The 25,489-nt window shown below is 66.3% G+C and carries 22 protein-coding genes; 5 read left to right on the top strand and 17 right to left on the bottom strand.

Going from position 1 to position 25,489, the window contains the following annotated elements:
* Window positions 1-128 precede the first annotated feature (128 nt).
* Window positions 129-671, bottom strand: coding sequence for a ribosome biogenesis factor YjgA (yjgA, locus tag CSC74_RS05345; protein WP_162313341.1), 543 nt, complete (start codon window positions 669-671; stop codon window positions 129-131).
* A 35-nt stretch (window positions 672-706) separates the two neighbouring features.
* Between yjgA and pmbA the strand changes: the two genes are divergently transcribed.
* A complete protein-coding gene (gene pmbA / locus CSC74_RS05340) occupies window positions 707-2,068 on the top strand; it encodes a metalloprotease PmbA (protein ID WP_162313340.1) in 1,362 nt (453 codons plus the stop codon).
* Window positions 2,069-2,271: 203 nt separating this feature from the next.
* Entirely contained in the window at window positions 2,272-2,655 is a 384-nt protein-coding gene (locus CSC74_RS05335) for a DUF4870 domain-containing protein (protein WP_162313339.1), read from the top strand.
* Window positions 2,656-2,798: 143 nt separating this feature from the next.
* Here CSC74_RS05335 and CSC74_RS05330 read toward each other — a convergent pair whose 3' ends face one another.
* Genes CSC74_RS05330 through tilS form a run of 3 tightly spaced genes read right to left on the bottom strand, consistent with a single transcriptional unit; the run spans window position 2,799 to window position 5,295 of the window.
* Window positions 2,799-3,677 carry a polyprenyl synthetase family protein gene (locus CSC74_RS05330; RefSeq protein ID WP_162313338.1) on the bottom strand — a complete coding sequence of 293 codons (879 nt, stop codon included), beginning with the start codon at window positions 3,675-3,677 and terminating at the stop codon, window positions 2,799-2,801.
* On the bottom strand, window positions 3,667-3,939 hold the full coding sequence (locus CSC74_RS05325) for an exodeoxyribonuclease VII small subunit (RefSeq protein ID WP_162313337.1): 273 nt from the start codon (window positions 3,937-3,939) through the stop codon (window positions 3,667-3,669). Before CSC74_RS05325 ends, CSC74_RS05330 begins: the two co-directional genes overlap by 11 nt.
* Before the next feature lie 45 nt (window positions 3,940-3,984).
* Window positions 3,985-5,295, bottom strand: coding sequence for a tRNA lysidine(34) synthetase TilS (gene tilS, locus CSC74_RS05320; protein WP_162313336.1), 1,311 nt, complete (start codon window positions 5,293-5,295; stop codon window positions 3,985-3,987).
* A gap of 107 nt (window positions 5,296-5,402) precedes the next feature.
* Between tilS and CSC74_RS05315 the strand changes: the two genes are divergently transcribed.
* Complete coding sequence (locus CSC74_RS05315; RefSeq protein ID WP_162313335.1) at window positions 5,403-6,461, top strand: NADH:flavin oxidoreductase/NADH oxidase; 1,059 nt, start codon at window positions 5,403-5,405, stop codon at window positions 6,459-6,461.
* Between the two features lie 100 nt (window positions 6,462-6,561).
* Here the strand turns inward: CSC74_RS05315 and CSC74_RS05310 are convergent, their stop codons facing one another.
* The 5 genes from CSC74_RS05310 to CSC74_RS05290 form a co-directional block, all read right to left on the bottom strand.
* Window positions 6,562-7,521 carry an acetyl-CoA carboxylase carboxyltransferase subunit alpha gene (locus CSC74_RS05310; RefSeq protein WP_162313334.1) on the bottom strand — a complete coding sequence of 320 codons (960 nt, stop codon included), beginning with the start codon at window positions 7,519-7,521 and terminating at the stop codon, window positions 6,562-6,564.
* 250 nt (window positions 7,522-7,771) lie between these two features.
* Entirely contained in the window at window positions 7,772-11,329 is a 3,558-nt protein-coding gene (gene dnaE / locus CSC74_RS05305; protein ID WP_162313333.1) for a DNA polymerase III subunit alpha, read from the bottom strand.
* 180 nt (window positions 11,330-11,509) lie between these two features.
* Window positions 11,510-11,908 carry a hypothetical protein gene (locus CSC74_RS05300; RefSeq protein WP_162313332.1) on the bottom strand — a complete coding sequence of 133 codons (399 nt, stop codon included), beginning with the start codon at window positions 11,906-11,908 and terminating at the stop codon, window positions 11,510-11,512.
* Between the two features lie 228 nt (window positions 11,909-12,136).
* A complete protein-coding gene (locus CSC74_RS05295; protein WP_162313331.1) occupies window positions 12,137-12,493 on the bottom strand; it encodes a hypothetical protein in 357 nt (118 codons plus the stop codon).
* Between the two features lie 64 nt (window positions 12,494-12,557).
* A complete protein-coding gene (locus tag CSC74_RS05290; protein ID WP_162313330.1) occupies window positions 12,558-13,208 on the bottom strand; it encodes a YkvA family protein in 651 nt (216 codons plus the stop codon).
* A 148-nt stretch (window positions 13,209-13,356) separates the two neighbouring features.
* Here CSC74_RS05290 and CSC74_RS05285 point away from each other — a divergent pair, with 148 nt between their 5' ends.
* Together CSC74_RS05285 and CSC74_RS05280 are read left to right on the top strand one after the other, a co-directional pair.
* Complete coding sequence (locus tag CSC74_RS05285; protein ID WP_162313329.1) at window positions 13,357-15,567, top strand: winged helix-turn-helix domain-containing protein; 2,211 nt, start codon at window positions 13,357-13,359, stop codon at window positions 15,565-15,567.
* A 52-nt stretch (window positions 15,568-15,619) separates the two neighbouring features.
* Entirely contained in the window at window positions 15,620-16,111 is a 492-nt protein-coding gene (locus CSC74_RS05280) for a hypothetical protein (protein WP_162313328.1), read from the top strand.
* On the opposite strand, the gene rnhB is transcribed toward CSC74_RS05280, so the two are convergent.
* The 8 genes from rnhB to dxr form a co-directional block, all read right to left on the bottom strand.
* The gene (rnhB, locus tag CSC74_RS05275) at window positions 16,108-16,740 is read right to left on the bottom strand and encodes a ribonuclease HII (RefSeq protein ID WP_162313327.1); all 633 of its coding nucleotides are present in this window, start codon (window positions 16,738-16,740) and stop codon (window positions 16,108-16,110) included. The genes CSC74_RS05280 and rnhB overlap by 4 nt on opposite strands.
* Complete coding sequence (gene lpxB, locus CSC74_RS05270) at window positions 16,737-17,969, bottom strand: lipid-A-disaccharide synthase (protein ID WP_162313326.1); 1,233 nt, start codon at window positions 17,967-17,969, stop codon at window positions 16,737-16,739. The genes rnhB and lpxB overlap by 4 nt, the downstream gene beginning before the upstream one ends.
* 10 nt (window positions 17,970-17,979) lie before the next feature.
* The gene (gene lpxA / locus CSC74_RS05265) at window positions 17,980-18,768 is read right to left on the bottom strand and encodes an acyl-ACP--UDP-N-acetylglucosamine O-acyltransferase (RefSeq protein ID WP_162313325.1); all 789 of its coding nucleotides are present in this window, start codon (window positions 18,766-18,768) and stop codon (window positions 17,980-17,982) included.
* A 4-nt stretch (window positions 18,769-18,772) separates the two neighbouring features.
* Window positions 18,773-19,231: a 3-hydroxyacyl-ACP dehydratase FabZ gene (gene fabZ, locus CSC74_RS05260; protein ID WP_162313324.1), complete on the bottom strand. Its 459-nt coding sequence runs from the start codon at window positions 19,229-19,231 to the stop codon at window positions 18,773-18,775.
* A complete protein-coding gene (gene lpxD / locus CSC74_RS05255; RefSeq protein ID WP_162313323.1) occupies window positions 19,228-20,250 on the bottom strand; it encodes a UDP-3-O-(3-hydroxymyristoyl)glucosamine N-acyltransferase in 1,023 nt (340 codons plus the stop codon). Before lpxD ends, fabZ begins: the two co-directional genes overlap by 4 nt.
* Window positions 20,251-20,344: 94 nt before the next feature.
* A complete protein-coding gene (gene bamA, locus CSC74_RS05250; RefSeq protein ID WP_162313322.1) occupies window positions 20,345-22,789 on the bottom strand; it encodes an outer membrane protein assembly factor BamA in 2,445 nt (814 codons plus the stop codon).
* Between the two features lie 149 nt (window positions 22,790-22,938).
* Window positions 22,939-24,294: an RIP metalloprotease RseP gene (gene rseP, locus CSC74_RS05245; RefSeq protein WP_162313321.1), complete on the bottom strand. Its 1,356-nt coding sequence runs from the start codon at window positions 24,292-24,294 to the stop codon at window positions 22,939-22,941.
* Window positions 24,287-25,489, bottom strand: a complete 1,203-nt coding sequence (dxr, locus tag CSC74_RS05240) for a 1-deoxy-D-xylulose-5-phosphate reductoisomerase (RefSeq protein ID WP_162313320.1) — start codon at window positions 25,487-25,489, stop codon at window positions 24,287-24,289. The genes rseP and dxr overlap by 8 nt, the downstream gene beginning before the upstream one ends.

Here is a 25,489-nt window from a genome sequence, read left to right as displayed (position 1 = left end):
GTTACGGGTCGTCATCCCGGCGAACGCCGGGATCCATTTTGCTGTTGCTTTTGCTGGTACTGGGAAGAGCCAAATCAAGTTGGATCCCAGCGTTCGCTGGGACGACGATCTTCTTCCAGATGACGATCTCAGCCTTCGTCCTCTTCATCTTCCGGCTGCGCCAGCAGTTCGCGAAGTTCGCGGAACAGCTCGCGGAACGCATGCGGCGGCTTGTTCTTCCTGCGTTCTTCGCCCGCGTTACGGACCAGTTGGCGCAAGTGTTGGCGATCGGCCGACGGGAACCCGGACAGCAGGTCGGCAAGCGCCTCGTCGCCGTCTTCCAGCAGTCGCGTGCGCCAGGTTTCCACCTTGTGCAGGATCGCGGTCTCGCGGCGAGCGGCGTCGCCGCCCACTTCCATCGCGTCGCGGATCGCGTCCAGGGTCTCGTCGCTTTCCCGGCGCATCTGCTTGGCCAGGAACTGCAGCTGCCGCTTGTGCGCGATGTGCGAAGTAATCCGCTGGGTGTCGTAGATGTGTTCCAGCAGGTCCTCTGGAATAGGCAGCTTGGCCAGGTGCGCCGGCGCCAGCGCGACCAGCTTCTCGCCCAGGCTGCGGATGTCCAGCGCTTCGCGCCGCTGCTCGCTGCGGCTGGGGCCGAGGAATTCGCCGGTTTCCGGGTCGATGCCACGCATGTTCATTCTCCGAAACTTCGCTACAGGATAAGCCATTGAACGCGATCGCCGATTTTTCCACCGACGACAGCCTGCTCCGCCTGGAGGCGCTGGCCGACCTTTCCGGGCGATTGCTGGAGCGCGCCCGCGCGCTCGGCGCCGACCAGGCCGAGGTCAGCTGCAGCGAGGACCGCGGCCTCAATGTCAATGTGCGCATGGGCGCGGTGGAAACCGTGGAATCCACCCGCGACCGCGGCATCGGCGTCACCGTGTACTTCGGCCAGCGCAAGGGCAGCGCCAGCACCGCCGACCTGCGCGAGGAAAGCCTGCAGGCCACGGTGGAACAGGCGTGCGCGATCGCGCGTTACACCGAACACGATGAAGCCGCCGGCCTGGCCGATGCCGGGTTGATGGCGACCGATTTCCCCGATCTCGACGCCTGGCATCCGTGGGCGCTGGATGCGGATCATGCGGTCGACCTGGCCCTGGCCTGCGAAGCGGCGGGTCGCGAGTCCGATCCACGCATCGCCAACTCCGATGGCGCCTCGGTGGGCAGCGGCGAAAGCATTTCCGTGTACGCCAATTCGCATGGCTTCATCGGCCGCGACCGGAGCACCCAGCATTCGCTGGGTTGCGCGCTGATCGCCGGACAGGGCGAAGACATGCAGCGCGACGGCTGGTACAGCAGCGCGCTGGCCCGCGACGACCTGGAGGCGCCAGCGGCCATCGGCCGGCAGGCGGCGGAACGCACCCTGGCGCGGCTGGCGCCGCGTTCGCTGGCCACCGGCGAGTATCCGGTGCTGTTCGCGGCGGAAGTCGCGCGTTCGCTGGTCGGCCACCTGTTGGGCGCGGTTTCCGGGGGCGCGTTATACCGGCGCGCGAGTTTCCTGCTCGACCATGCGGGCAAGCGGATCTTTCCCGAATGGTTCTCGATCGAAGAGCATCCCTTGCTCCGCGGCGGCCTGCGCTCCGCGGCGTTCGATGCCGAAGGCGTGGCCACGCGCGAGGCGCCGCTGGTCAGCGATGGCGTGCTGCAGCGTTACGTACTCGGCAGTTATTCGGCGCGCAAGCTGGGTCTGCGGACCACGGCCAATGCCGGTGGCGTGCACAACCTCAAGGTCGCGGCCAATGCCGGCGGTTTCGACGAACTGGTGCGCGGCCTGCCGCGCGGCCTGTTGGTGACCGAACTGATGGGCCAGGGCGTGAACCCGGTGACCGGCGACTATTCGCGCGGCGCGGCAGGATTCTGGGTGGAGAACGGCGCAATCGCCTATCCCGTGGACGGCATCACCATCGCCGGCAACCTGAAGGACGTATTCTCCGGCATCGAGGCGGTCGGGACCGACGTGGACCGGCGTTCCCACATCGCCTGCGGGTCGATCCTGGTGGGGCGGATGACTGTCGCGGGCGGGGACTAAAACCCCGCGGTTCGCCACCCGGGCGCGTTGCGACGCGTTTGCCATGGTGGGTGCGTTGGGTGGTTCGCGGCGCGTGGGCAGGATGACCGTCGCAGGCGGGGACTGACGTTTTTCTGGACATCGGGCGGCGTACGGCGGTAGTGTCACCCCGGCCAGTCTGCCGATCGCCACCCACAAGCACACTTCAGCAAGGGGATAACGCAATGAGTGAGTTCGACAATGTGACCGCACCGCCGCCGCCGCCATCGGGCGACGCACCGCAGGAAGACCGGACCATCGCGCTGATCACGCACCTGTCCGGGATCGTCGCCGGTTTCGTCGTTCCGCTGATCATGTGGCTGATCAACAAGGACAAGCCGGAGAAGTCCTGGCTGACCGACCAATCGAAGGAATCCCTCAACTTCCAGATCACCATCGTGATCGCACTGGTCATCGCCATCATCCTGATGACGGTCACCCTCGGGCTGCTGTTCTTCCTGCCGGCGCTGGTCGGCATCACCAACATCGTGTTCTGCATCCTCGGTGGCGTGGCCTCCAACAAGGGCGAGTCGTACCGCTACCCGTTCGCGCTGCGCCTGATCAAGTAACCCGGTCCGGAATGTTGCACGTACGAAGGCCCGGCTTGCCCGGGCCTTCGTCGTTTGCGGTCCGTTGTCGTAGGAGCGCCCCTTGGGCGCGATGCTTTCCGCGATCAGGCCGGAAAGCATCGCGCCCAAGGGGCGCTCCTACGTTACGAGGTGCGGTGGATGGCCAGCTTGCCCAGCGCCCACAGCGCGGTCGCATGTTTGCGGAACGGCGCCAGTGCGTCGTGCATGACCAGGTCCAGTTCCTTGAGCTTGGCCTTGGCCCCGTCCATGCCCAGCAATGCGGGATAGGTGCACTTGGCCTGAGCGGCATCCTTGCCGGCGGTCTTGCCGAGCTGCTCCGAACTCGACTCCACATCCAGGATGTCGTCACGCACCTGGAAGGCCAGTCCCAGCGCATCGGCGAAGGTGTCCAACAGCCTGAGCGTGCCTTCATCGACACTGCCGCCCAGCGCGCCCATGCGCACCGAGGTGCGGATCAGGGCGCCGGTCTTCAGCCGGTGCATGCATTCCAGGTCGGCCAGGGTCTGCATCTGGCCGGTGGCTTCGACGTCCAGCGCCTGGCCGCCGCACATGCCCGCGGCGCCAGCCGCGGTGCTCAGGGCGCGCAGCCAGGCCACGCGCAGCTCGGAGGCGACCGGGGCTTCGGCGAGGATCTCGAAAGCCAGCGATTGCAAGGCGTCGCCAGCGAGGATCGCAGTGGCTTCGTCGAAGGCCACGTGCACGGTCGGGCGGCCGCGACGCATCGCGTCGTCGTCCATGGCCGGCAGGTCGTCATGCACCAGCGAATAGGCGTGGATCAGTTCGACCGCGGCGGCGGGTGCGTCCAGCCAGCGTTCCTCGGTGCCGAAGATGCTGCCAGTGGCGTACACCAGCAGCGGGCGGATGCGCTTGCCGCCGCCCAGTGCGGCATGGCGCATGGCGGCGTGCAGGCGTTGCGGGGACAGCGAGGCCGAAGGCAGGGCCTGGCCCAGGGCCGTTTCGACGCGTTGTGCCCAGCGTACGAAGGGCGCTTCAGTTTCCATCGGGCATCGGTGCGAAGGGTTCGGCGGTCCCGGGTTGTTCCGGATCGCTGAGCAGGCGCACGCGCAGTTCGGCCTGTTCCAGCGCGGCCTGGCAGCGGCGGTACAGGCCCACGCCGCGCTCGTAGGCGGCCAGCGATTCCTCAAGGCTCATCTCGCCGTGTTCCATCTTCTCGACCAGCGATTCCAGCTCGTCCAGCGATTGCTCGAAATGGGCGACGGGCGAGGCTTCGGCAGCAGTATCGGGAGCGGTTTTCTTGACCATGCGGGCAGTTTGCGGACGCCGGCAGGATTGGTCAACGTGCGCGGTTCAGGGGCTGCGCCGCCAACGCAGGCGCGCACCTTGTTCGCGCAGCCAGACGTCGAAATCGGCCGAATAGGCGAAGTCCGCGACCGCCACCAGCGTGCCGGCGCGGTCGTGGACCAGGGGCAGCGCTTCGCGCTCCCAGGGCGGCACGCCGAGCTCCTGCAGCACGTTCTTGAGCGCATGCGAATGCGTGCGGCCGGACAGGAGGATGCGTTCGCCACCGCGACGTGCGGAAACCCGGCAAGGAGAGGCAAACGCGCCCGCGCCTTCCAGTTCAAGGCTGTCTCCGCCCGGTAGCGACAGTGGTTCGCTTCCGTCCCACTCCGTGCTCCATCCTGGCGGCAGTGGTTCGCGCAGACGCTGCGCGTGGAGGAGATCGCGCCAGCGTTCGATCACCGCATCGCGCCACACGAACCGCGCACGCGCATCCGCGCGCGCCTGCAGCAGGTCCGATTCGATCTGCACGATGCCTGCGCCGGGCAGCGGCGGGAATCCAAGCGCTTCGATCCAGCGCCGCAGCACGCGTGCGCGGCGTGGCGCGGCGTGTTCCAGCAATGCGCTTGCCGACAGCGCCTGCGGATCGACGCTGCGCACCATCGCCAGGGCCAGCGCATCTTCCTGGTCCAGCAATTCGACCGCATCGGCATTCAGCACCGCGCTGCGGGCGAAGGCGGCATCGGCTTGCGGCCAGCGTTCGCGCAACAGCGGCAGGATGCGCTGGCGTAGGAAATTGCGGGCATGGCGGGTGTCTTCGTTGCTGGGGTCGTCCAGCCACGGCAGGTCGCGTTGTTGCGCATAGGCGAGCAGGTCATCGCGCGGAGTTTCCAGCAATGGACGCCAATGCCGGCCCGCGGCGAATTTCCGCCACGGTCGCATCGCCGCCAGGCCATCCGGCCCGGATCCACGCAACGCGCGCAGCAGGAAGGTTTCGGCCTGGTCGTCGCGGTGGTGGGCGGTGACCAGCACTTCGCTGGCGGCCAGCGCGGTTTCGAAGGCGCCGTAACGCGCCTTGCGCGCAGCCGCCTCCAGTCCGTCGCCGCTGTCGCGCGCCACGTTCACCCTGACGATGGATAACGGCACGCCGATCGATGCGCAGAATCGCGCGCAATGCGCCGCCCAATCGTCGGCAAGGGCCTGCAGGCCATGGTGAACATGCATCGCACGCAATCCGTGCATGCGGATCGCAGGATCCTGCGACAGCGCATGCAGCAGCACCGTGGAATCCAGCCCGCCGCTGAAGCCCACCAGCAGCGGTCCGGGCCCGGGTCGGGTGAATGCTTGCTCGAGCGCTGCGGTCGGATCGGTGGACGTCATGTGCGCATGCTAGCGGTTGCGCCCATGGCATGCAGCGGTCCATTCCTGGCCGCGACTGGCGATGCGCGCGCGGGTACATTGCATGCCCGTTCCCGAGGGTCTCATCCATGGCGTTGTTCGAATCGTTGCAACAGCGGTCCCTGAAGCTGCGCAACCGCATCGTGGTTTCGCCCATGTGCCAGTACTCGCTGCCCGATGGCGCGCCCGGCGACTGGCACCTGGCGCACCTCGGTAGCCGCGCGACAGGGGGAGCATCGGTGGTGATCACGGAAGCAGCGGCGGTTTCCGCGGAAGGCCGGATCTCGCCCGCGGATGCAGGCATATGGAACGACCAGCAAGCGCAGGCCTGGTCGCGGATAGCGGCGTTCGTGCGATCGCAAGGTTCGGTGCCCGGGATGCAACTTGCCCACGCCGGACGCAAGGCCAGCACGGCCGAGCCGTGGAAAGGCGGCAAGGCAGTGGTGCCCGCCGACGGGGGCTGGGAACCGGTTGCGCCATCGGCCCTGGCGTTCAGTGCGGACTATCCGTTCCCGCGGGCCTTGGACGAAGCCGGCATTGCCAAGGTGATCGCCGATTTCCGCGCCGCCGCAGTGCGCGCGCTTGACGCCGGCTTCGAATTGATCGAACTGCATGCGGCGCATGGCTACCTGCTGCACCAGTTCCTGTCGCCGTTGTCGAACCTGCGCGAGGACCGATGGGGCGGCGGTTTCGGGAATCGCATCCGCCTGGTGCGCGAAGTGCTGGTCGCGCTGCGCGAGGTCTGGCCGGAGCGGTATCCGCTATGGCTGCGCATCTCCGCCACCGACTGGGCCGAGGGTGGCTGGGATATCGAACGGAGCGTGGAGTTGTCGCACGGGCTGGCCGAACTGGGCGTCGATCTGGTCGATGTTTCCAGCGGAGGACTCGTGCCGGGCGCGAAGATCCCCGTTACGCCGGGTTACCAGGTGGATTTTGCGTCGCGGATCCGCAAGGAAGCGGGTATCGCCACCGGCGCGGTCGGCCTGATCACCGAACCGCAGCAGGCCGAAGACATCATCGCCAGCGGTCAGGCCGATGTGGTGCTGCTGGCCCGCGAGGAATTACGCGATCCGTATTTCCCGCGACGCGCGGCGAAGGTGCTGGGCGTGGAGATCGAGGCGCCGCTGCAATACGGGCGCGCGTGGTGATCGAAAAAAAACGTAGGAGCGACGTGAGTCGCGAAACCCGCCGGACCGAAGTGCCAAGGTTTCGCGACTCACGTCGCTCCTACGATGAGCCGCTCGTTTGCTACGCGGCTTCGTACGCGCCGTAGCCGCGCAAACGCTGGTAACGCTGCTTCAACAGCTGATCCATCGGCAGCTGTTCCAGCGCATCCAGTTCATTGAGCAGCACCGCCTTCAGGCGCGTGGCCATCTGCCGCGGGTTGCGGTGCGCGCCGCCGATGGGTTCGCGCACCACCTTGTCGACCAGGCCCAGCGAAAGCAGGCGCTTGGCGGTGATGCCGAGTTGTTCGGCGGCATCCTTGGCCTTGTCGGCGGACTTCCACAGGATCGAGGCGCAACCTTCCGGCGAGATCACCGAATAGGTGCCGTATTCCAGCATCAAGGTGCGGTCGCCGACGCCGATCGCCAGCGCGCCGCCGGAGCCGCCTTCGCCGATCACCGTGCAGATGATCGGCACCTTGAGTTCGGCCATTTCCAGCAGGTTGCGGGCGATGGCCTCGGACTGGCCGCGCTCCTCCGCGCCGACGCCGGGGTAGGCGCCGGGGGTGTCGATGAAGGTCAGCAGCGGTAGCTTGAAGCGCTCCGCCAGCTTCATCAGGCGCAGCGCCTTGCGGTAGCCCTCAGGGCGCGGCATGCCGAAATTGCGTGCGATCTTGCTCTTGGTGTCGCGGCCTTTCTGGTGACCGATGATGACCACGCTGCGGCCGTCGATGCGGCCCAGGCCGCCGACGATGGCGGCATCGTCGGCATAGGCGCGGTCGCCGGCCAGTTCCTGGAACTCGTCGCAGAACACGCGGATGTAATCCAGGGTGTAGGGACGGGCCGGATGCCGCGCCAGTTGCGATACCTGCCACGGCGTCAGGTCGCGGAAGATCTGCGCGGTGCGCACCCGCAGCTTGTCCTGCAACGCATGCACCTCGGCGTCTATGTTGACCGCCGGCCCGGTGCTGGCGCTGCGCAGATCCTGGATTCTGGCTTCCAGGTCGGCGATGGGTTGTTCGAAATCGAGGTAATTCGGGTTCATTTACGGGCCGCTGGCCGGAAAGGAGGGGAGTTTAGCCGAAGCGGGGTGGGGAGCCCGTACGGGTGGGTAGGGCTGTGGGGTTTCCTTCTCCCTCCGGGAGAAGGTGTCCGAAGAGCCTGCCCCCGAATGCTCTAGTCGGGGGGGGCGGATGAGGGAGGGGAATCAACCTGCGACGGACCATCCGTGAACCGGAACCCTCCTTCCCTCATCCGTCGCTACGCGCCACCTTCCCTGGTGGGGGAAGGAAAAGCTAATTCGCCCAGGGCCTCGAAATCGCCACCTTCACCGTCCTCACGCCGGGCTGCGCGCGCAACGCATCCAGCAGTTCGGTGTCCACCCGGACCGACTTGGGTCCGTTCAAGTCCAGCACCCCGGCTACGCCGCGGTCGCCGGATTTCAGCAGCAGGTCCAGGCGCAACGGCGTGCCCCCGGGGCGGTGCCTGGCCAGCAATGCGTCGATGCGGTCCCATAGGCCGGGCACGCGCAGGTCCAGGCGCAGGGAAAGGCGCTGGGCGTGGCTGCTGCAGAGTTGCGCGTAGTCCCAGCAATGGCGTACGCGCAGGCTGTAGCCACCGCTGAATTCGTCCTCGCGCAGTCCGCCCTGGACGATCAGGATGCGGTCGCGGGTCAGCAAGGGCGCCAGTTGCGTGTAGGCCTCGGAGAACACGCTGCATTCGATGCGCCCGCGCCCGTCCTCCAGTTGCACGAAGATCTGGCTGTCGCCTTTTTTCCGCAGCGCCACCACCTGGCCGGCGATCACCACGCTCACTTCCGGACGCCAGCCTTTCTTCTCCGCCTGCGGCGCCGAACTCCACAACTTGTCGAGTTCGCCCAGGTCGGTGCCGACCAGGCCGCGCAGGTCGTCGCGCCAGGGATCGAGCGGATGGCCGCTGAGATAGTGCCCGAGGGTTTCGCGTTCGCCCGCCAGCTTCTGCGACAGCGGCCATTCGTCCACTTCGCTCAGCACCACTTCCAGCGCGGGTGCGGCATCGCCACCGCCGAACAGGGAAACCTGGCCGGCCTCGCGCTCCTTGGTCAACTGGTCGGTGGCCTTGACCACTTCCGGCAGTTGCAGCATCAGCGAGGCGCGATTGCTGCCCAGCGCGTCCAGCGCGCCGGCGTTGACCAACGCTTCCAGCGCGCGGCGATTGAGCTTGGACGAATCCACGCGCCTGCAGAAATCCAGCAGGGTGCCGAACGGACCGCCCTGCGCGCGTTCGCTGGCGATCGCCTCGCAGGCGCCGCGGCCCACGCCCTTGATCGCACCCAGTCCGTAGCGCACGGTGCGCGCATCGGTGGCCACGAACATGTATTCCGACGCATTGACTTCCGGCGGCAATACTTCCAGCTTCAACGTGCGGCATTCATCGAGGAAGGCGACCACCTTGTCGGTCTTGTCCATGTCCGAGGACAGCGTGGCGGCCATGAATTCGGCCGGGTAGTGCTTCTTCAGCCATGCGGTCTGGTAGGCGACCAGCGAGTAGGCGGCGGCGTGCGACTTGTTGAAGCCGTAGCCGGCGAACTTCTCCATCAGGTCGAAGATCTCGTCGGCCTTGCGCTGGCCCACGCCATCCTTGCCGGCGCCCTCGCGGAAGATCTCGCGGTGCTTGGCCATTTCGGCCGGCACCTTCTTGCCCATCGCGCGGCGCAGCAGGTCGGCGCCGCCCAGCGAGTAGCCGCCGACGATCTGCGCCATCTGCATGACCTGCTCCTGGTAGACCATGATGCCGTAGGTCTCCTCGAGCATGACCCTGGTGCGCGGGTCGGGGTACTCGAATTCCTCGCGTCCGTGCTTGCGCTCGACGAACGAGGGAATCATGTCCATCGGGCCGGGGCGATAGAGCGCATTGAGGGCGATCAGGTCCTCGAACCGGTCGGGCTTGGCTTCCTTCAGGGCACGGCGCATGCCCGAGGATTCGAACTGGAACACCGAGCCGGTATTGCCGTTGGCGAAGATGTCGCGATAGACGCTGGCATCGTCCAGCGGGATCGCGGTGATGTCCACTGGCGGCAGTCCGGCGCGTGCGTGACGCTGGTTGATCGCCTTCACCGCCCAGTCGATGATGGTCAGCGTGCGCAGGCCGAGGAAGTCGAACTTCACCAGGCCGACGGCTTCCACGTCGTCCTTGTCGAACTGGGTCACCGGATTCCTGCCGCGGGCGCCTTCGTCGTGTTCGGCGAACAGCGGGCAGAAGTCCGACAGCGGCGTGGGTGCGATCACCACGCCGCCGGCGTGCTTGCCGGCGTTGCGGGTCAGGTCCTCGAGTTCGCGCGCCAGGTCGATCAGGTCGCGCACGTCGTCTTCGTCGCGATAGCGGTCGATCAGCTCCTGCGACACCATCTCGCTCTTGCCTTCGCCCATCGCGTCTTTCAGGGTCACGCCCAGGGTCAGCGGGATCAGCTTGGCCACGCCGTCCACCAGACCGTACGGAAAACCGAGCACGCGACCGGCATCGCGGACCACGGCCTTGGCCGCCATGGTGCCGTAGGTGATGATCTGGCTGACCCGGTCGCGGCCGTATTTTTGCGCGACGTAATCGATCACCTCGTCGCGGCGGTCCATGCAGAAGTCGATGTCGAAGTCGGGCATCGACACGCGTTCCGGGTTGAGGAATCGTTCGAACAGCAGGCCGTACGGCAGCGGGTCCAGGTCGGTGATCAGCAACGCCCACGCCACCAGCGAGCCGGCACCGGAGCCGCGGCCCGGGCCGATCGGGATGCCATGGTTCTTTCCCCACTGGATGAAGTCGGCCACGATCAGGAAGTAGCCGGGGAAACCCATCTTGCAGATGGTGTCCAGCTCGAAATCCAGTCGCGCTACGTAGTCCTCGCGGGTATGGCCGGGCGCCAGCGGATTCTTCTGCAGGCGCGCCTCCAGGCCGGCGTGCGACTGGCTGCGGATCCAGCTGTCCAGCGTCTCGTCGTCCGGTACCGGATAGGCGGGCAGGAAGTAGGTGCCCAGCCGCATCTCGATGTTGCAGCGCTGCGCCAGCGCCCAGGTGTTGTCGATCGCATCGGGCACGTCGGCGAACAACGCGGCCATTTCGTCCGGCGACTTCAGGTATTGATCGGCGCTGTATTCGCGCGGACGCTTGGGGTCGTCCAGCACGCGGCCGGTGGAAATGCACACGCGCGCTTCATGCGCGTCGTAGCCTTCGCGGTCGAGGAAGCGCACGTCGTTGCTGGCGATCACCGGCAACCCGCGCACCGCCGCCGCGTGCAGGGCGAAGGCGTTGAACGCTTCTTCGCCCTCGCGCTGGGTGCGGGTGATTTCCAGGTGCAGGTTTTCGCCGAAGCTGCGCTGCAGGTCGGCCAGGTAGAGTTCGGCCTGTTCATGCCGGCCGGCGGCGGCCAGCCGGCCTACCTGGCTGCCACGGCCGGCGATGGCGAACAGGCCTTCGCAATCCTCATGCAGCCATTCGGAACTGATCGCGACGCCGTCGTTGTGGTGGCCTTCCAGCCAGGCGCGTGTCAGCAGGCGCGACAGCGACAGGTAACCGGTGTGGTCGCGGCACAGCAGGGTCAGCTGGGAAGGCGTTTCCTTGCCATCGATGATGGCAAGGTCGGCGCCGGCGATCGGCTTGATCCCGACCGATTCCGCCGCCTTGTAGAACTTGACCAGGGCGAACAGGTTGTTGCGGTCGGTCACCGCCAGCGCCGGCAGCCGCATTTCCACCGCGCGGCTCAGCAGATTGGGCCGCTTGGCCTTGTCCGGGCGGGCTTCGTCCGGTTTCTCGGGCACGCGGATGGTCGAATCCGCCAGCGAGAATTCGGTATGCAGATGGAGGTGGATGAAGCGGGAGGTCATGCGAAGGTCAGGGTAGCCCGGGGGGTAGGGCCGGACAAGGCTTGACAGCCATTGTGGTTGTGGGAGGGGCGTAAGCCCCGATGATTTGCAATGTAAAGTCATCGGGGCTTACGCCCCTCCCACAGAACCAAAGAAAGGCCGCCCATCGGGCGGCCTGGAGGGGAAGTTCGCGGAAACGGGTCAATGCACGTGCAGGTACAGGTCCGGCTGTTCGGGCACGTAACTTTCCTCATGGACGTGACGCAGATGCGCGGCCAGGGCGGCTTCGGCTGCATGCGCCACTTCCCAGTCGTTGCGGTCGAAGTGGAAATCTGCATCGGGGCAGTGGTGCAGTTGCGCTTCCAGATGGCGCAGGCGGCGGAAGTCGAGGTAGCGTTCGATCTCGTTGGCCAGCAGCGTCCATTCGGTTTCGGCCGGATACACGGAATTGCCGCGGGTCGCCGGGATCACAGCCGGTGGCAGGCACTGCTGCAGGGCTTCGAGCCGCGTACGGGTGGGCGGATCGCATTTCCATTCATGGTCGGACAACAGCGACGCGAGTAATTGCCGGCGTTCGTCGCTGGCGGATGCCGCAGTCATGACGGAGGCAGTGGTGGACTGTTCGGGGGACGACGGGTCGGGGGAAAAACGGTACATGGGACACCTCACGGAATATCGGCAAGAAAACGTGATCCCTCACTAGGGGTGCGTTGCCATCGTGGGCCTGCACGATGGCAACGTGCATCTGCTGGGAGTCGTTGTGACCAATGGCCGACAGGGCAAGTTCTGCATGCCTGGAGGCTGCCTGGACAAAGCGATCCCGGCGGCTCAGCGGCCAGACAGCCGGGCGACGGCAAGTGTCGCTTTCCTGCCTTCGATGCGAACTGTCGCGACACCGGCCGCACAGGCGCGTGCGACCTCGGCATGGAGCGCCGTACGCCGGTCATAGGTCTGGCCGAAGTTGTCGGTGCCGAGCAGCCAGCCGGCCTGGCGCTGGCTGATGAAGCGCTTGTCGCAATCGAAAGTCGCGCTGCGCCGGGTTGCCGGGTCTCCGGCTTCGGCGGCGTGCAGGCGCGGTGAAGCGACAAGGGCGGCTGCAAGCATCACGGACAGCAACATCAGGGAGGGGAACGGAAGCGGGATCGGGATCGGGATCGGATTCAGGTTGTAGGCGGTACGGGTCATGAGTTTCTCCGGCATTGGTCATGCGTACGGGGATGGCGTCGGGTTCTATCGTGGGCGCGCCGGATCAGTGGATGCGGAACATCGCGCACGGAGCGGGCAGGTAGCTGGTTTCGCGCACGGCGCACCGATGAGCCTTCAAGGCGGCTTCGACCCGGCGCTGCTCCTGCCAGTCCTTGCGGTCGAAGCGGAAGTCGTTCTCCGCGCAACCGCGCAGGTCGGCTTCGATCCGGCGCAGGCGGCGGAAGTCGAGGTAGCCATCGACTTCGTCGGCCAGGCGCGGCCAGGCGGTTTCGACGACGATGGCGTCGTCCAGGCGACCGACCTGCGGCAACCAGTCGGGGATCAGGCTTTCCGGTTCCTGCAGGTATCCGGCCACCAGTCGGGCAGGTACGGCGGTGTTGCTGGCGCTGGCGGCCATCCAGGCCGCGTCGGCGACCATTTCGGCGACCGTTTCGGCGATCCGGACGCGTTGGACGATGCAGGGAGGTTCCGCCTGACGGTTGCCCTGGTTGAGCTCGCGGGCCGCGGTGACCACCTGGTCGGCGATCAGTGGGGCCAGCCTGCCCAGACGGCCCAGCAGGCGGTTGAAGCGGTCCAGGTCGAGGCTGTTGAGGCGGAACTGGCCGATGCTCTTGCGACGGCCGGGCACGCGGGAGGAAGGCGTCAGGTACAGGATTGAGGGCAAGGGATACTGGATGTTCTGCATCGCGTTCATGGTTCTGTCTCCACAGGGGTCAAGGGGTTTGCGCGGCAGTTGCGGCGCGGTCCCAGAGTCCACCGACCCGGTCGGATGAGTCATGAGGGGAGCGCGATCCTTCTGTCGGCTTTTGCCGAACTTGTGAGGCGATCGTGAGGAAGTGGCGATGAAACCAGGCGGGGCCGCCGGATCCACGTCCAGCGGGGGCGAGCACTACCGCTTCGACCGGATCGAGGTCGATGTGCCTGCGCACACCCTGAGCCGCGACGGGCAGGCGCAGGCGCTGGAGCCCAAGGCTTTCGCCGTGCTGATCGCGCTGCTGCGGCATCCGGGCGAGTTGCTGGGCCGCGACGAGCTGCTGGACGAGGTCTGGGGCCACCGCCACGTCACTCCGGGCGTGCTGACCCGGGCCATCGCGCAATTGCGCAGCGTGCTGGAAGACGACGTGCAGCAGCCGCGCTACATCCAGACCCAGCATGCGCTGGGGTACCGGTTCATCGGGGAGCTCGAACCGGAAGGGCCGGCGATCGTGAAGGCATCGATCGAGGCGACCGATGATGGCGGACCGATGCCGCCGGCCATCGCGGTCCCGGCCGACGCTAGGTCTGCGATTGCGCAGGCCACGGCACCGGCGACCGTTGCGCCGCTCGGCGAACACGACCATGCCGTCGCCGACCAGGAGCTGCATCGCGCGCATGAGCATGTGCATCGCTGGTGGGTACCCGCGGCGGTGCTGGTGTTGGTGATCGCGGTCGTTTCGTTATGGGACGGACGTTCTTCCCGTTCGAACCCGCGCGCCGATGCATCGATCGCGGTGATGCCGTTCGAGAACCTCGGCGGCAATCGCGACGACGATTACTTCGCCGAAGGCCTGGCGCTGGAAATGCACGATGCCCTCGCCGGTGTGCAAGGGCTCACCGTGGCCGCGGAAATGTCCCCGGCCGTAGCGGCCACCCGCGAGACCGATGTGAAGGCATTGGGCGAGCGCCTCGGCGTCGCCACGGTGCTCGATGCCAGCGTGCGTCGCGAAGGAACGAAGTTGAGGATCAATGCGCGGCTGTCCGACACCACCACCGGCTACACCCTCTGGAGCAAGACCTACGACCATGAAATATCCGGAGTGTTCGCGACCCAGACCGAGATCGCGGACGAGGTCGTCCGATCGTTGCTGGGGGCCATCCCGGGCCGGAAGGAAGCGTTGGCCAAGCGTCTGGCGCCGACCCGGAACGTCGCCGCTTTCGATGCCTATCTGATGGGCCTGCAACAGTTGCGGTTATCCGCGGTGGACGGGGATTTCGAACATGCCATCGGCTTGTTCAAGCAGGCGCTGGCCGCCGACAGTGGATTCGCCCTGGCCCAGGCCGGCATCTGCCGTTCCGAACTGTTCCGGTTCGAGTCCCTTCGCGACGCCAATGCTTATCAGCGTGCCCGCGATGCCTGCCTGCGGGCGGTGAAAATGGACCCGGGGTTGGGCGAAGTCGATCTCGCCCTGGGCGAGTTGCAGCAGGCGCGAGGGAAATTCGACCAGGCATTGGGGTATTACGCCAAGGCAGAAGCCGATCCCGCGTTGAAGCCGAGCGCGTACCTGGGCATGGCCAAGGCCTATGCGGGAAAGGGCCAACAGGACAATGCGCGGAAATATTTCGAACTTGCGCGCGAATTCCGGCCCGATGACGCTTCCGTCCTTTCCGCGATCGGCTATTGGCAGTACAGCAACAATCACCTTCCCGAAGCCATAGAGTCCTATCGCAAGGCAGTGGACCTGCGTCCCGGCGATGCGGAGTTGTGGAGCAGCCTGGGCGGGCTTTACGTCAATGCGGGCAACAACCCGGAAGCCACGAAGGCCTTCGAGCATTCCATCGGCATCAGGCCGACGGATGCGGTGCTGAGCAACTACGGCGCGCTCAAATACCAGGAAGGCGACTACGCGGCGGCGGCGACCCTGTTCCGTCGTGCGCTGGAGATCGACGCAGGCGATTTCCAGATATGGGGCTACCTGGCGGAAGCGCTGCTGGCGGATCCGGCCGATGCGGGCCGTTCGCGGGAACCTTTCCTGCGCGCCGCGAGCATGGCGGAGCAATATCTGAAGATAAAACCCGACGATGCGCGCGCGCTGGCTGCCTTGGGCTGGTACCGGGTCAATCTCGGCGACGCCGGAAAAGCCCGCGAACTGGTCGCCAGGTCCGAGGCGCTGGGAACCGAGCGCGGCGAAGTGGGTTGGTACAACGCACAGACCATGACCCTCATCGGCAGCAAGGAAGATGTGATGAAGCGCGAAGCATGGGCGCGCGAGGGGGGGATATCGGAAAGCATGATCAGGACCAATCCATTCCTGAAGCGTTTCCACGCACGGACGGGAGAGAAATCCGTGCGTTGAGCAAGCTGGACCCTCCGCTCCATGGATGGCGCACTAACCGGGAGTGCAACACATGGCGATCGATGATGGCAATGAGAGCAAGGCGGAAGTCGGGGGTGGCGCGGATGATCTGTCCGATGGCGTGCATCCGCCGCGTGCTTCCCTGATAAAGGTTTCCTACAAGGAGGATGGTTCGCCGCTGGTCGATGCGGCCATGGTGATCCTGTATGCGGGGGACCGGGTGGTCTGGCACACCGCGTCCAACGAACAGCGTGCGTTCAAGCTGGTCTTCCCCGAAGGCTTTCCGGTGGATCACGGATCGGGTCATACGGTTGCCGATGCGCCTTCGACCGAGAGCCCGACAAGGGCGGAATACGACGGCGATATCCGCGAACGTACTTTCTCGTCTTTGCCGCAACAGATAGCCGAGGCGACCATACGTCGCGACGCGACCCCGGGACTGTACGACTACGAGGTGCGCGTGGAAGGCGAAAAGGGCACGCCGGGGGTTGCATTCGCCGGTGGCGTGATCATCCGTCCGACGGGGCCGCGTCCTTTCGGCTAGCCAGTGGAGATGAGGGCTGGGGCGCGTTCGCGGGGGGGGTATCCGCGCGCGTTGCAGGCATGCAGCACTGGCGCGAAACTGCGCCGGTGCTGCGGGCAGGGGCCATGCGCCGAGAGCGCGGCGAGATGCGCCGCGCTGGGATAGCCCTTGTGCCGGTCGAAACCGTATTGCGGGTACTCGAGGTGCAGCGCGTGCATCGCGCGGTCGCGCGCGACCTTGGCCAGGATCGAGGCGGCCATGATCGCCGGTTCGAGCGCATCGCCGCCGATGATCGCTTGCGCCGGGCAGGGCAGGTCGCGCGGCAGGCGGTTGCCGTCGATGCGCGCGAGCTGCGCCGCGGGCGACAGCGCATGCAGTGCACGACGCATGCCGGTCAGTGTGGCCTGCAGGATGTTCAATGCATCGATTTCGGCGGCATCGACGAATTCGATACGCCAGGCCAGCGCGCGTTCGACGATCAGCGGATACAGCATCTCGCGCTTTTTTTCGCTGAGTTTCTTCGAGTCGTCCAGTCCGGCGATGGGCCGCGACGGATCCAGGATCACCGCCGCGACCGAAACCGGTCCGGCCAGCGGTCCGCGTCCGGCCTCATCGACCCCGGCCACCAGAAGAGGGGTGGCGACGTTCATCGCACCAGCCTGGCGATGGCGTCGGCCGCGCGTGCCGACGCATCCTGGCGCAGGGCTTCGTGCAGCTCACGATACTGCGGCTGCAGCGCGCCGACGATTTCCGGGTGCTGGAACAGGTTGGTCACCGCCGCCGACAGGTTCGATGGCGTGCATTCGTCCTGCATCAGTTCCGGCGCCAGGTCGGCGCCGGCCAGCACGTTGGGCAGGGCATAACGCTCCACCTTCAACATGCCGAAGGCCTTGACGATGCGATAGGTCCACGGCGCGACCTTGTAACCCACCACCATCGGCCGCTTGGCCAGCATCGCCTCCAGCGTAGCCGTGCCCGAGGCCAGCAGCACCACGTCCGCCGCGACCATGGCTTCGCGCGCCTGCCCGTCGATCAGTTTCGGCGGCGGCGACAGGTCGGAAAGTCGGGCGACCAGCGGTTCCAGCGCGCTGCGGCAATCCGCGTTCGCGGCGGGAACCACGATCTGCAGATAGGGGACGGTCGCGGCCACGCTGCGCGCGGCTTCCAGGAAAGTCTGCGCAAGGCGTTCGATCTCCCCCAGCCGGCTGCCTGGCAGTACCGCCAGCACCGGGGTGTAGGCGTGCAATCCCAATGCCTCCCGCGCCGCGGCCTGGTCGGGTTCCATCGGCATTTCATCCGCCATCGGGTGGCCGACGAAACGCGCATCGATGCCATGCCGCGCATAGATCGGCGGCTCCATCGGGAACAGGCACAGGACCATGTCGGCGCTGGCGCCGATCTTCTGCGCGCGCTTCTCGCGCCAGGCCCATACCGAAGGGCTGACGTAATGCACGGTGCGCACATCGCGCTGCTTCAACCAGCGCTCCACGCCCAGGTTGAAATCGGGCGCGTCGATGCCGATGAATACGTCCGGCTGCCACGCCAGGACGCGCTCGCGCAGTGCGCGGCGCAGTTTCAACAGGCGGGGAAGGTGACGCAGCACTTCCGACAAACCCATCACCGCAAGCTCACCGGAGTCGAACCAGGTATCGCAGCCCGCCAGCCGCATCGCATCGCCACCGATGCCCGCGAACCCGGCATCGGGAAACCGCTTGCGCAATTCGTTGACGAGGCCTGCGCCGAGCGCATCGCCCGAGGACTCGCCGGCGACCAGGGCGATCCGCCTCGGGCGCGTGGTTGCGGCACGCAAGGCTGCGGGAGAGGCGACCAGATCGGACAGGGTCGGGGACTGCGCGCCGTCCTGCTTCTCTCTGCTCATCGCGGCATGCTCATCGCAGCAGGGGCCGTTCGCCGCTTTCTATGAAATCGAGCAGGGCGCGCACGTCATCGCTTTCGCGGGCCTGCTCGGCCAATTGCTGCCGGGCCTCGGCCAGCGGCAATCCGGCGACGTACAGAGTGCGGTACGCGCGCTTGATCGCACTGATGCGTCCGGCATCGAAGCCGCGCCGCTTCAGGCCTTCGCTGTTGATGCCGCGTGGCCGGCCCTGGGACTCGGCGGCGACCATGGTGTAGGGCGGAACGTCGCCGCTGACCAGCACGCCCATGCCCAGGAAGGCATGCGCGCCGATGCGGCAGAACTGGTGCACGCCGGCGAAGCCGCTCATGATCACCCAGTCGCCGATTTCGACATGTCCGGCCAGTGTGGAATTGTTGGAGAACACGCAGTTGTCGCCGATCACGCAATCGTGCGCCACATGGGTGTAGGCCAGCAGCCAGTTGTCGTCGCCGATGCGGGTGAGGCCAGTGCCAGCGGCGGTGCCCCGGTTGAGGGTGACGAACTCGCGGATGATGTTGCGGTCGCCGATCACCAGTTCGGTGCGCTCGCCCTTGAATTTCTTGTCCTGCGGATCGCCGCCGATCGCGGCATGGCCGACGATGTGGTTGTCGCGACCGATCCGGGTCGGACCGGTGATGCTGCAGTGCGCGCCGATCACCGTGCCTTCGCCGATTTCCACGTCCGCACCGATGCTGGTGAACGGCCCGACCCGCACATTGGCGCCCAGCCGCGCGGCCGGATCTATCCAGGCGCTGGGGTGTATCCCGGGCGCTCCGCTCATGCGCTTATTCCTTCTCGGTTTCCGCGCAGAGCACGTCGGCGGAAGCGACGAGCTCGCCGGCGACACGGGCCACGCAGGTATAGAAGGTCATGGTGCGGATGATGCGCTTGATCTCCACGTGCAGTTCCAGCACGTCGCCCGGCACGACCATGCGCGAGAAGCGCGCGTTGTCGATCTTGACCAGATAGAACAGCTTGTTGTCGGCGACCGTGCCGCGCGACAGCTGGGTCAGTATGCCGCCAGCCTGGGCGAGAGCCTCGATCACCAGCACGCCCGGCATCACCGGGTGGCCGGGGAAATGGCCCTGGAAGCACGGCTCGTTGATGGTCACGTTCTTGTGCGCGACGATGCGCTTGTGCGCCTCGAATTCGACCACCCGGTCGACCAGCAGGAACGGATACCGGTGCGGCAGCACCTGCTGGATGCGGGTCACGTCGATGGGGAGTTGCACGGCCTCGTTCATTCTTCCTCCTTGCGCACGCCGGGCAGGCGCCGCGCCAATGAATCCAGTTGCTTGAACCTGGCGGCGTTCTTGCGCCAGGTGCGGTTGTCGGTCAGCGGCGTACCCGAGGAATACTCGCCGGGCTCGCGGATCGAATGGGTGACCAGCGACATCGCGGTGATCGTGACCTTGTCGCAGATCTCCAGGTGCCCGAGCACCCCGGCCGCGCCGCCTATCAGGCAATAACGCCCGATCTTCGCGCTGCCGGCCGCGGCGCTGCAGCCGGCCATCGCCGTGTGCGCGCCGATGTGCACGTTGTGGCCGATCTGGATCTGGTTGTCGAGGCGCACGTCCTCCTCCAGCACGGTGTCGCCAAGGGCGCCGCGGTCGATGGTGGTGTTGGCGCCGATCTCGCAATCGTCGCCGACCACCACGCCACCCAGTTGCGGCACCTTGATCCAGCGTCCTGCGTCCATGGCCAGGCCGAAGCCGTCCGCGCCGAGCACCGCGCCCGGGTGGATGCGCACGCGCTGTCCCAGGCGGACCCGGGTCACCAGGGTGACGCGCGCGCCGAGTTCGCTGCCCGCACCCACTTCGCAATCCTCGCCGATCACGCAGCCCGGGCCGATCACGCAGCCTTCGCCGATGCGGCTGTTGGCGCCGACCACCACGAAGGGACCGATGTGGGCGCTTGCCGCGATGTTGGCGCGCGGGTCGATCGCGGCGTTGGGGTGGATGCCCGCCTCGCGCGCAGGTTGCGATTCGAACAGCGCGGCTATCTTCGCGAACGTGGTGTAGGGATCGCGTGCGATCAATGCGGTATGCGGGGCGGCGGCGGCATCTTCCTCGCGCAGCACGACGATCGATGCCTGGCTGGCGGCCAACTGGCTGCGGTAGCGCGGGTTGGCGAGAAAGGCGAGCTGCCCATTCCCGGCATTGGCCAGCGTTGCCACGCCATGGACCTTCGCCGAACCGTCGCCGCGGACGGAAAGGGCGAAGCGCTGGGCGAGTTCGTCGGCAGTGGCCTGGAAGGCTTCCATAAGCTTGCAGTTTAACGTCGGGACCGGGTCGGGTGGAAAGCAAAGGCCCGGACGTGTCCGGGCCTTTGCGGGGAACCGCGCGTAGGCAGGCGCGTCAGAACGCGCCGCCGAAGGTGAACTGCAGGCGCTCGATCTCGTCGTCGTCTTCCTTGCGCAGCGGGAAAGCGTAGCTGATCGAGATCGGGCCCACCGGCGCGCGCCACAGCAGTGAAACGCCCGTGGAGGCCCTGAGCTCGGCAGCGTCGAAGTCGCTGGTGCCCGCGTACACGTTGCCGAAGTCGACGAAGGCCGAGATGCGCGCCGCCTTGGAGTCGAACAGCTTCGGGAAATACATTTCCAGCGAACCCGTGGTCTTCAGCGCGCCGCCCAGGGGCTGGCCCCTGTAGCCGCCGATCACCTCCGATCGCGGCCCCAGGGTGTTGTCGCGGAAGCCGCGCACCGAACGCACGCCGCCGGCGTAGAAGTTCTCGAAGAACGGCAGGCCGGTGGCGGTGACGACATTGGTTTCGACCGAGCCCGGCGCGCACGGTTCGGCGACGGCCTTGGTTTGCGGCTGGCTGGGCTGCACCGCGCAGAACCGGCGCGTGGTGTCGCTGCCGTAGCTGTCGCCATAGCCGAGTTCCGCACGCGTGTTCAGCACCAGCGACGGACTGAGCGGCCAGTACTTGGAGAACTCGTAGTTGAGCTTGTAATACTCGACCGTCGAGCCGGGCAGGGTGATTTCGGTCGAGATCCGCTGGTAGGTGCCGGCGGTGGGCATGAAGTAATCGTTGCGGGTGTCGCGCGCCCAGCCGAGCTCGGTACGCCAGGCGTGGAAGGTGCGATTTCCCACCGCATTGATGTAATCGATGATCGACGCGGGAGTAGAGCCGGCGAAGGTCAGGATCTCGTTGGTATCGACGCCGAACAGCAGCGAGACGGTGTCGTTCTCGGTGATCGGCAAGCCGAGCACGCCCTGGGCGGCGGCGCTGGTGGTGGAGTACTGGGCGGTGTTGAAGCTGGAGTAGTCGAACTCGCGCCACCACAGGTTGTAGCCCAGCGACAGGCCTTCGTCGGTGAAGAACGGGTTCACGTACGAGAATGAATAACGCTGCAGGTAGTCGCTGCGCTGCGCTTCCACCGAGACCCGGTTGCCGCTGCCGAGGAAGTTGTTCTGCGACAGCTGGATCGAGGTGGTGATGCCGGACAGCTGCGAATAACCCAGGCCGAAGACGAAGCTGCCCGAAGTGGTTTCCTTGACGTTGTAGACCACATCGACCTGGTCGTTGCTGCCGGGCACGGGGGGCGTCTCGACATCGACGGTCTCGAAGTAGCCCAGGCGTTGCAGGCGGATCTTGGAGCGGTCGATCGCGGCCTGCGAATACCAGCTGCCTTCGAACTGGCGCATCTCGCGGCGCAGGACCTCGTCGGCGGTGCGCGTATTGCCCTTGAACACGATGCGGCGGACGTTGACGCGCGGGCCCGGCACCACCTGCAGGTTGATGGCGACGGTGCGGTTCTCGCGATCGACGGTCGGGATCGGATTCACCTGGGAAAAGGCGTAGCCGATGTTGCCCAGGGTGGAGGTGATGGCATCGGAGGTGTATTCCAGCAGCGCGCGCGAGAACACCTGGTCCTTCCTGACCAGCACCCGCTTCTCGATTTCCTCGACCGGCAGGATGGTGTCGCCGGTGACCTTGACGTCGGAGACCTTGTACTGCTCGCCCTCGGTGACGCCGGCGCTGATGAACATGTCCTGCTTGTCGGGGCTGATCGCGACCTGGGTCGAATCCAGGCTGAAGTCGACGTAGCCGCGATCCAGGTAGTACGAATTCAACTTCTCGATGTCGCCGGACAGTTTTTCCTTGGAATACTGGTCGTCGCGGCGATACCACGACAGCCAGTTGCTTTCCTTCGATTCCCAGTTGTCCAGTATGTCCTCGTTCTCGAACTTCTCGGTGCCGACCAGGTTGACGTGGCGGATCTTGGCGGCCTTGCCTTCCTTGACGTTGATGGTCACATCGACGCGGTTGCGGTCCAGTTGCGAGACCACCGGGTTGATTTCGACGTTGTACTTGCCGCGGTTGTTGTACTGGCGGGTCAGCTCCTGGGTGACGCGGTCCAGGGCAAGGCGGTCGAAGGTCTCGCCCTCGGCCAGGCCGATGTCCTGCAGGCCCTTCATCAGGTCCTCGGTCTTGATGTCCTTGTTGCCGGACAGGGTGAGCTTGTTGATCGCGGGGCGTTCGGTGAGCGTGATGACCAGGATGCTGCCCTGGCGGTCGAGCCTGACGTCCTCGAAGAAGCCTGTCTTGTACAGCGCGCGGATGGCTTCGCCGGTCTTGCTTGAGTCGACCGTGTCGCCGCGTTCGATCGGCAGGTAGGTCAGGACCGTGCCGGCGGAGATGCGCTGCAGGCCGTCGATGCGGATATCGGTGGCGGTGAAGGCGTCCGTACTGGCGATGGCCGGCAGGCCGGATTCCGTCGTCTGCGCCCATGCCGGCAATGCGATGGCCGAAGCCAGGGCGAGGGCGAGCAGGCGGCGGGAGGGGAGTCGCGTCATCATCACATCCGATAAGGTAAGTGCGGGTGTTGCCTGCTCAGGTGCAGGGGAGTGCCGGAATACGGCCGGCGGGAGAACTTCGGAAAAGCGCGCCTGGGAAAAGCGGGCCGGGTCAAGGCAGGCCAGGGAAAACCGGGAAAGCAGGGCCATCAGGTCACCAGACGGAAAATGTCGTTGTAGAACGCCAGACCCATCAGGCTGGCCAGCATGGCCAGGCCCACGTATTGCCCGGTGGCCATGGCGCGTTCGCTCAACGGACTGCCCTTGACCAACTCTATAAGGTAATACAGCAGGTGCCCGCCGTCCAAGACCGGGATCGGCAGCAGGTTGATGATGGCCAGGCTCAACGAAAGCAGGGCCAGGAAGAACAGGAACCAGGCCACGCCCATTTTCGCGGTGTTGTTGGCCACCTGGGCGATGGTCAGCGGACCGGAGATGCCCTTTACCGAGGCATGTCCGGTGAACATGCGCCGGATCATGCCCAGCGAATCGGAGGTCATCTTGCCGGTTTCGCGGAAGGCGGCGGGGATCGCCGCCAGCGGACCCAGCCGCTGCATCGAGTCGTAGGCGGCCGGTTGCGAGGGAGGCGCGATCCCCAGCGACCAGTATTGTCGACCGGAAGCGGGGTCGCGGTACCGGGCGGGCGCGACTTCCAGCGTCAGCAGCTTGCCGTCGCGTTCGACCTGGAGCTTGCCGGCGCCGCCACGCTCGCCGATTTTCTGCACCAGGGGCGTGATATCCCCGAAGCCGCGCACCTGGGCGCCATCGATCGCGGCGATCCGGTCGCCCGGCAACAGCAGCCCGGATGCGGGCATCCCGGGAGCGGTGGCTTCCACCACCGCCGGCGCCAGTTGGTGCCGCCAGGCGAAGCCAGCGAGTCCGGACACGTTCTCCTGGTCGAAACCGCTGGCAAGCGTGGACAGTGGCAGGGTGCGCACGTGTTTCAGCCCGTGGCTGTCGACCACCGCCACCTGCAGGTCGCGGCCGTCCATCGCCGCCGTGGTCATGGCCTGGATGGCGTCGCCGAAAGTGCGCACCGGCTGGCCTTCGATCTCCTGGATCCTGTCGCCCGCCACGAAGCCGGCCTTGGCCGCGATGCCCTGGACCTGGCCGAGGGTCGCGGAATAGTCGGGTCGTCCGATCACGAACATGGCCCAGAGCAAGGCCACGCACAGCACCAGATTGGCGATCGGGCCCGCCGCCACTATCGCGATGCGCTGCAGCACCGGCTTGCGGTTGAACGCCTCTTTCAGCTGTGAGGCCGGCACGTCGCCTTCGGCCTCGTCCAGCATCTTCACGTAGCCGCCCAGCGGGATCGCGGCGATGGCGAACTCGGTGCCATGGCGATCGAAACGCGACCACAGGGGCTTGCCGAAGCCCACCGAGAAGCGCAGCACTTTCACCCCACAGCGCCGGGCCACCCAGTAGTGGCCGAATTCATGGAACGTCACCAGCACTCCGAGGGCGACGATCATCCACCAGATTGAGCCAACGATGTCACTCATGCGGGTGGGCGTGGCCTGTGACTGCGTGTTCGGTGAGCTTGCTTTCGGCGAAGCGGCGCGCCTGCGCATCCGCCGCCAGCAACGCTTCCAGCGATTCGGCCGGGGCGGCGGACAGCGCGGTGAGAGTGTCCTCGACCAGCGCGGGAATGGCTAGGAAACCTATCCGGCCCTGAAGAAAGGCTGAAACCGCGACTTCGTTCGCGGCATTCAACACGGCTGGTGCGGCGGCGCCGGCCTCGAGCGCCTGCCAGGCCAGTCGCAGGCAGGGGAAGGCGTCGCTATCGGGCGCTTCGAAATCGAGCCGGCCATGGGCCAGCAGGTCCAGTCCCGCGACTCCCGATTCGATCCGTTGCGGCCATCCCAGGCCGACCGCCAGGGAAGTGCGCATGTCCGGCAAACCGAGTTGGGCCAGGGTCGAGCCGTCGACGAATTCCACCAGCGAATGCACCAGGCTCTGCGGATGCACCAGCACGGCGAGCTTGTGCCCGGGAATGTCGAACAGGTGGTGGGCCTCGATCAGCTCCAGGCCCTTGTTCATCAGCGTGGCCGAGTCGACCGAGATCTTCGGCCCCATCGACCATTTTGGGTGGGCGATGGCTTGCTCCGGGGTGACCGGGGCAAGCGAATCGCGGCTCCTTCCACGGAATGGCCCGCCAGAAGCGGTAAGCACGATGCGCCGCACATCGCCCTGAGTGTCGCGTGAACGCAGGCACTGGAAGATGGCGTTGTGTTCGCTGTCGATCGGGATGATCTCGGCATTTGCGCCATTGGCCGCGGCCATCAGCAATTCGCCGGCCAGGACCAGCGACTCCTTGTTGGCCAGCAACAGGCGCTTGCCCGCGTGCGCCGCCGCCAGTGTGGAGCCCAGCCCCGCCGCTCCCACTATCGCCGCGATCACGGTGTCGCAGGCGTCCGACGCCGCCAGGGCATCGAGTGCGGCGCCTCCCGCGTGCGCCCGGGTGGAAAGGCCGGCATCACGCAGACCGTCGCGCAACGCGGCGTAACGCGATTCATCGGCGATCACCGCATGCGTCGGTCGGTGCGCCACGCACAGTGCGACCAGGGCATCGACCTGGCTGCCGGCAGCCAGCACGCTGGCGCGCAAGCGATCCGGGTGGCGCGCAATTACGTCCAGCGCCGAGGCGCCGATCGAACCGGTGGCTCCGAATATCGCGACGTTGCGTGCTTCGCCCAT

It is taken from the genome of Pseudoxanthomonas yeongjuensis, from assembly GCF_010093345.1.
Lineage (GTDB): Bacteria > Pseudomonadota > Gammaproteobacteria > Xanthomonadales > Xanthomonadaceae > Pseudoxanthomonas_A > Pseudoxanthomonas_A yeongjuensis.
This window is presented reverse-complemented; position numbering and strand designations above follow the sequence as displayed.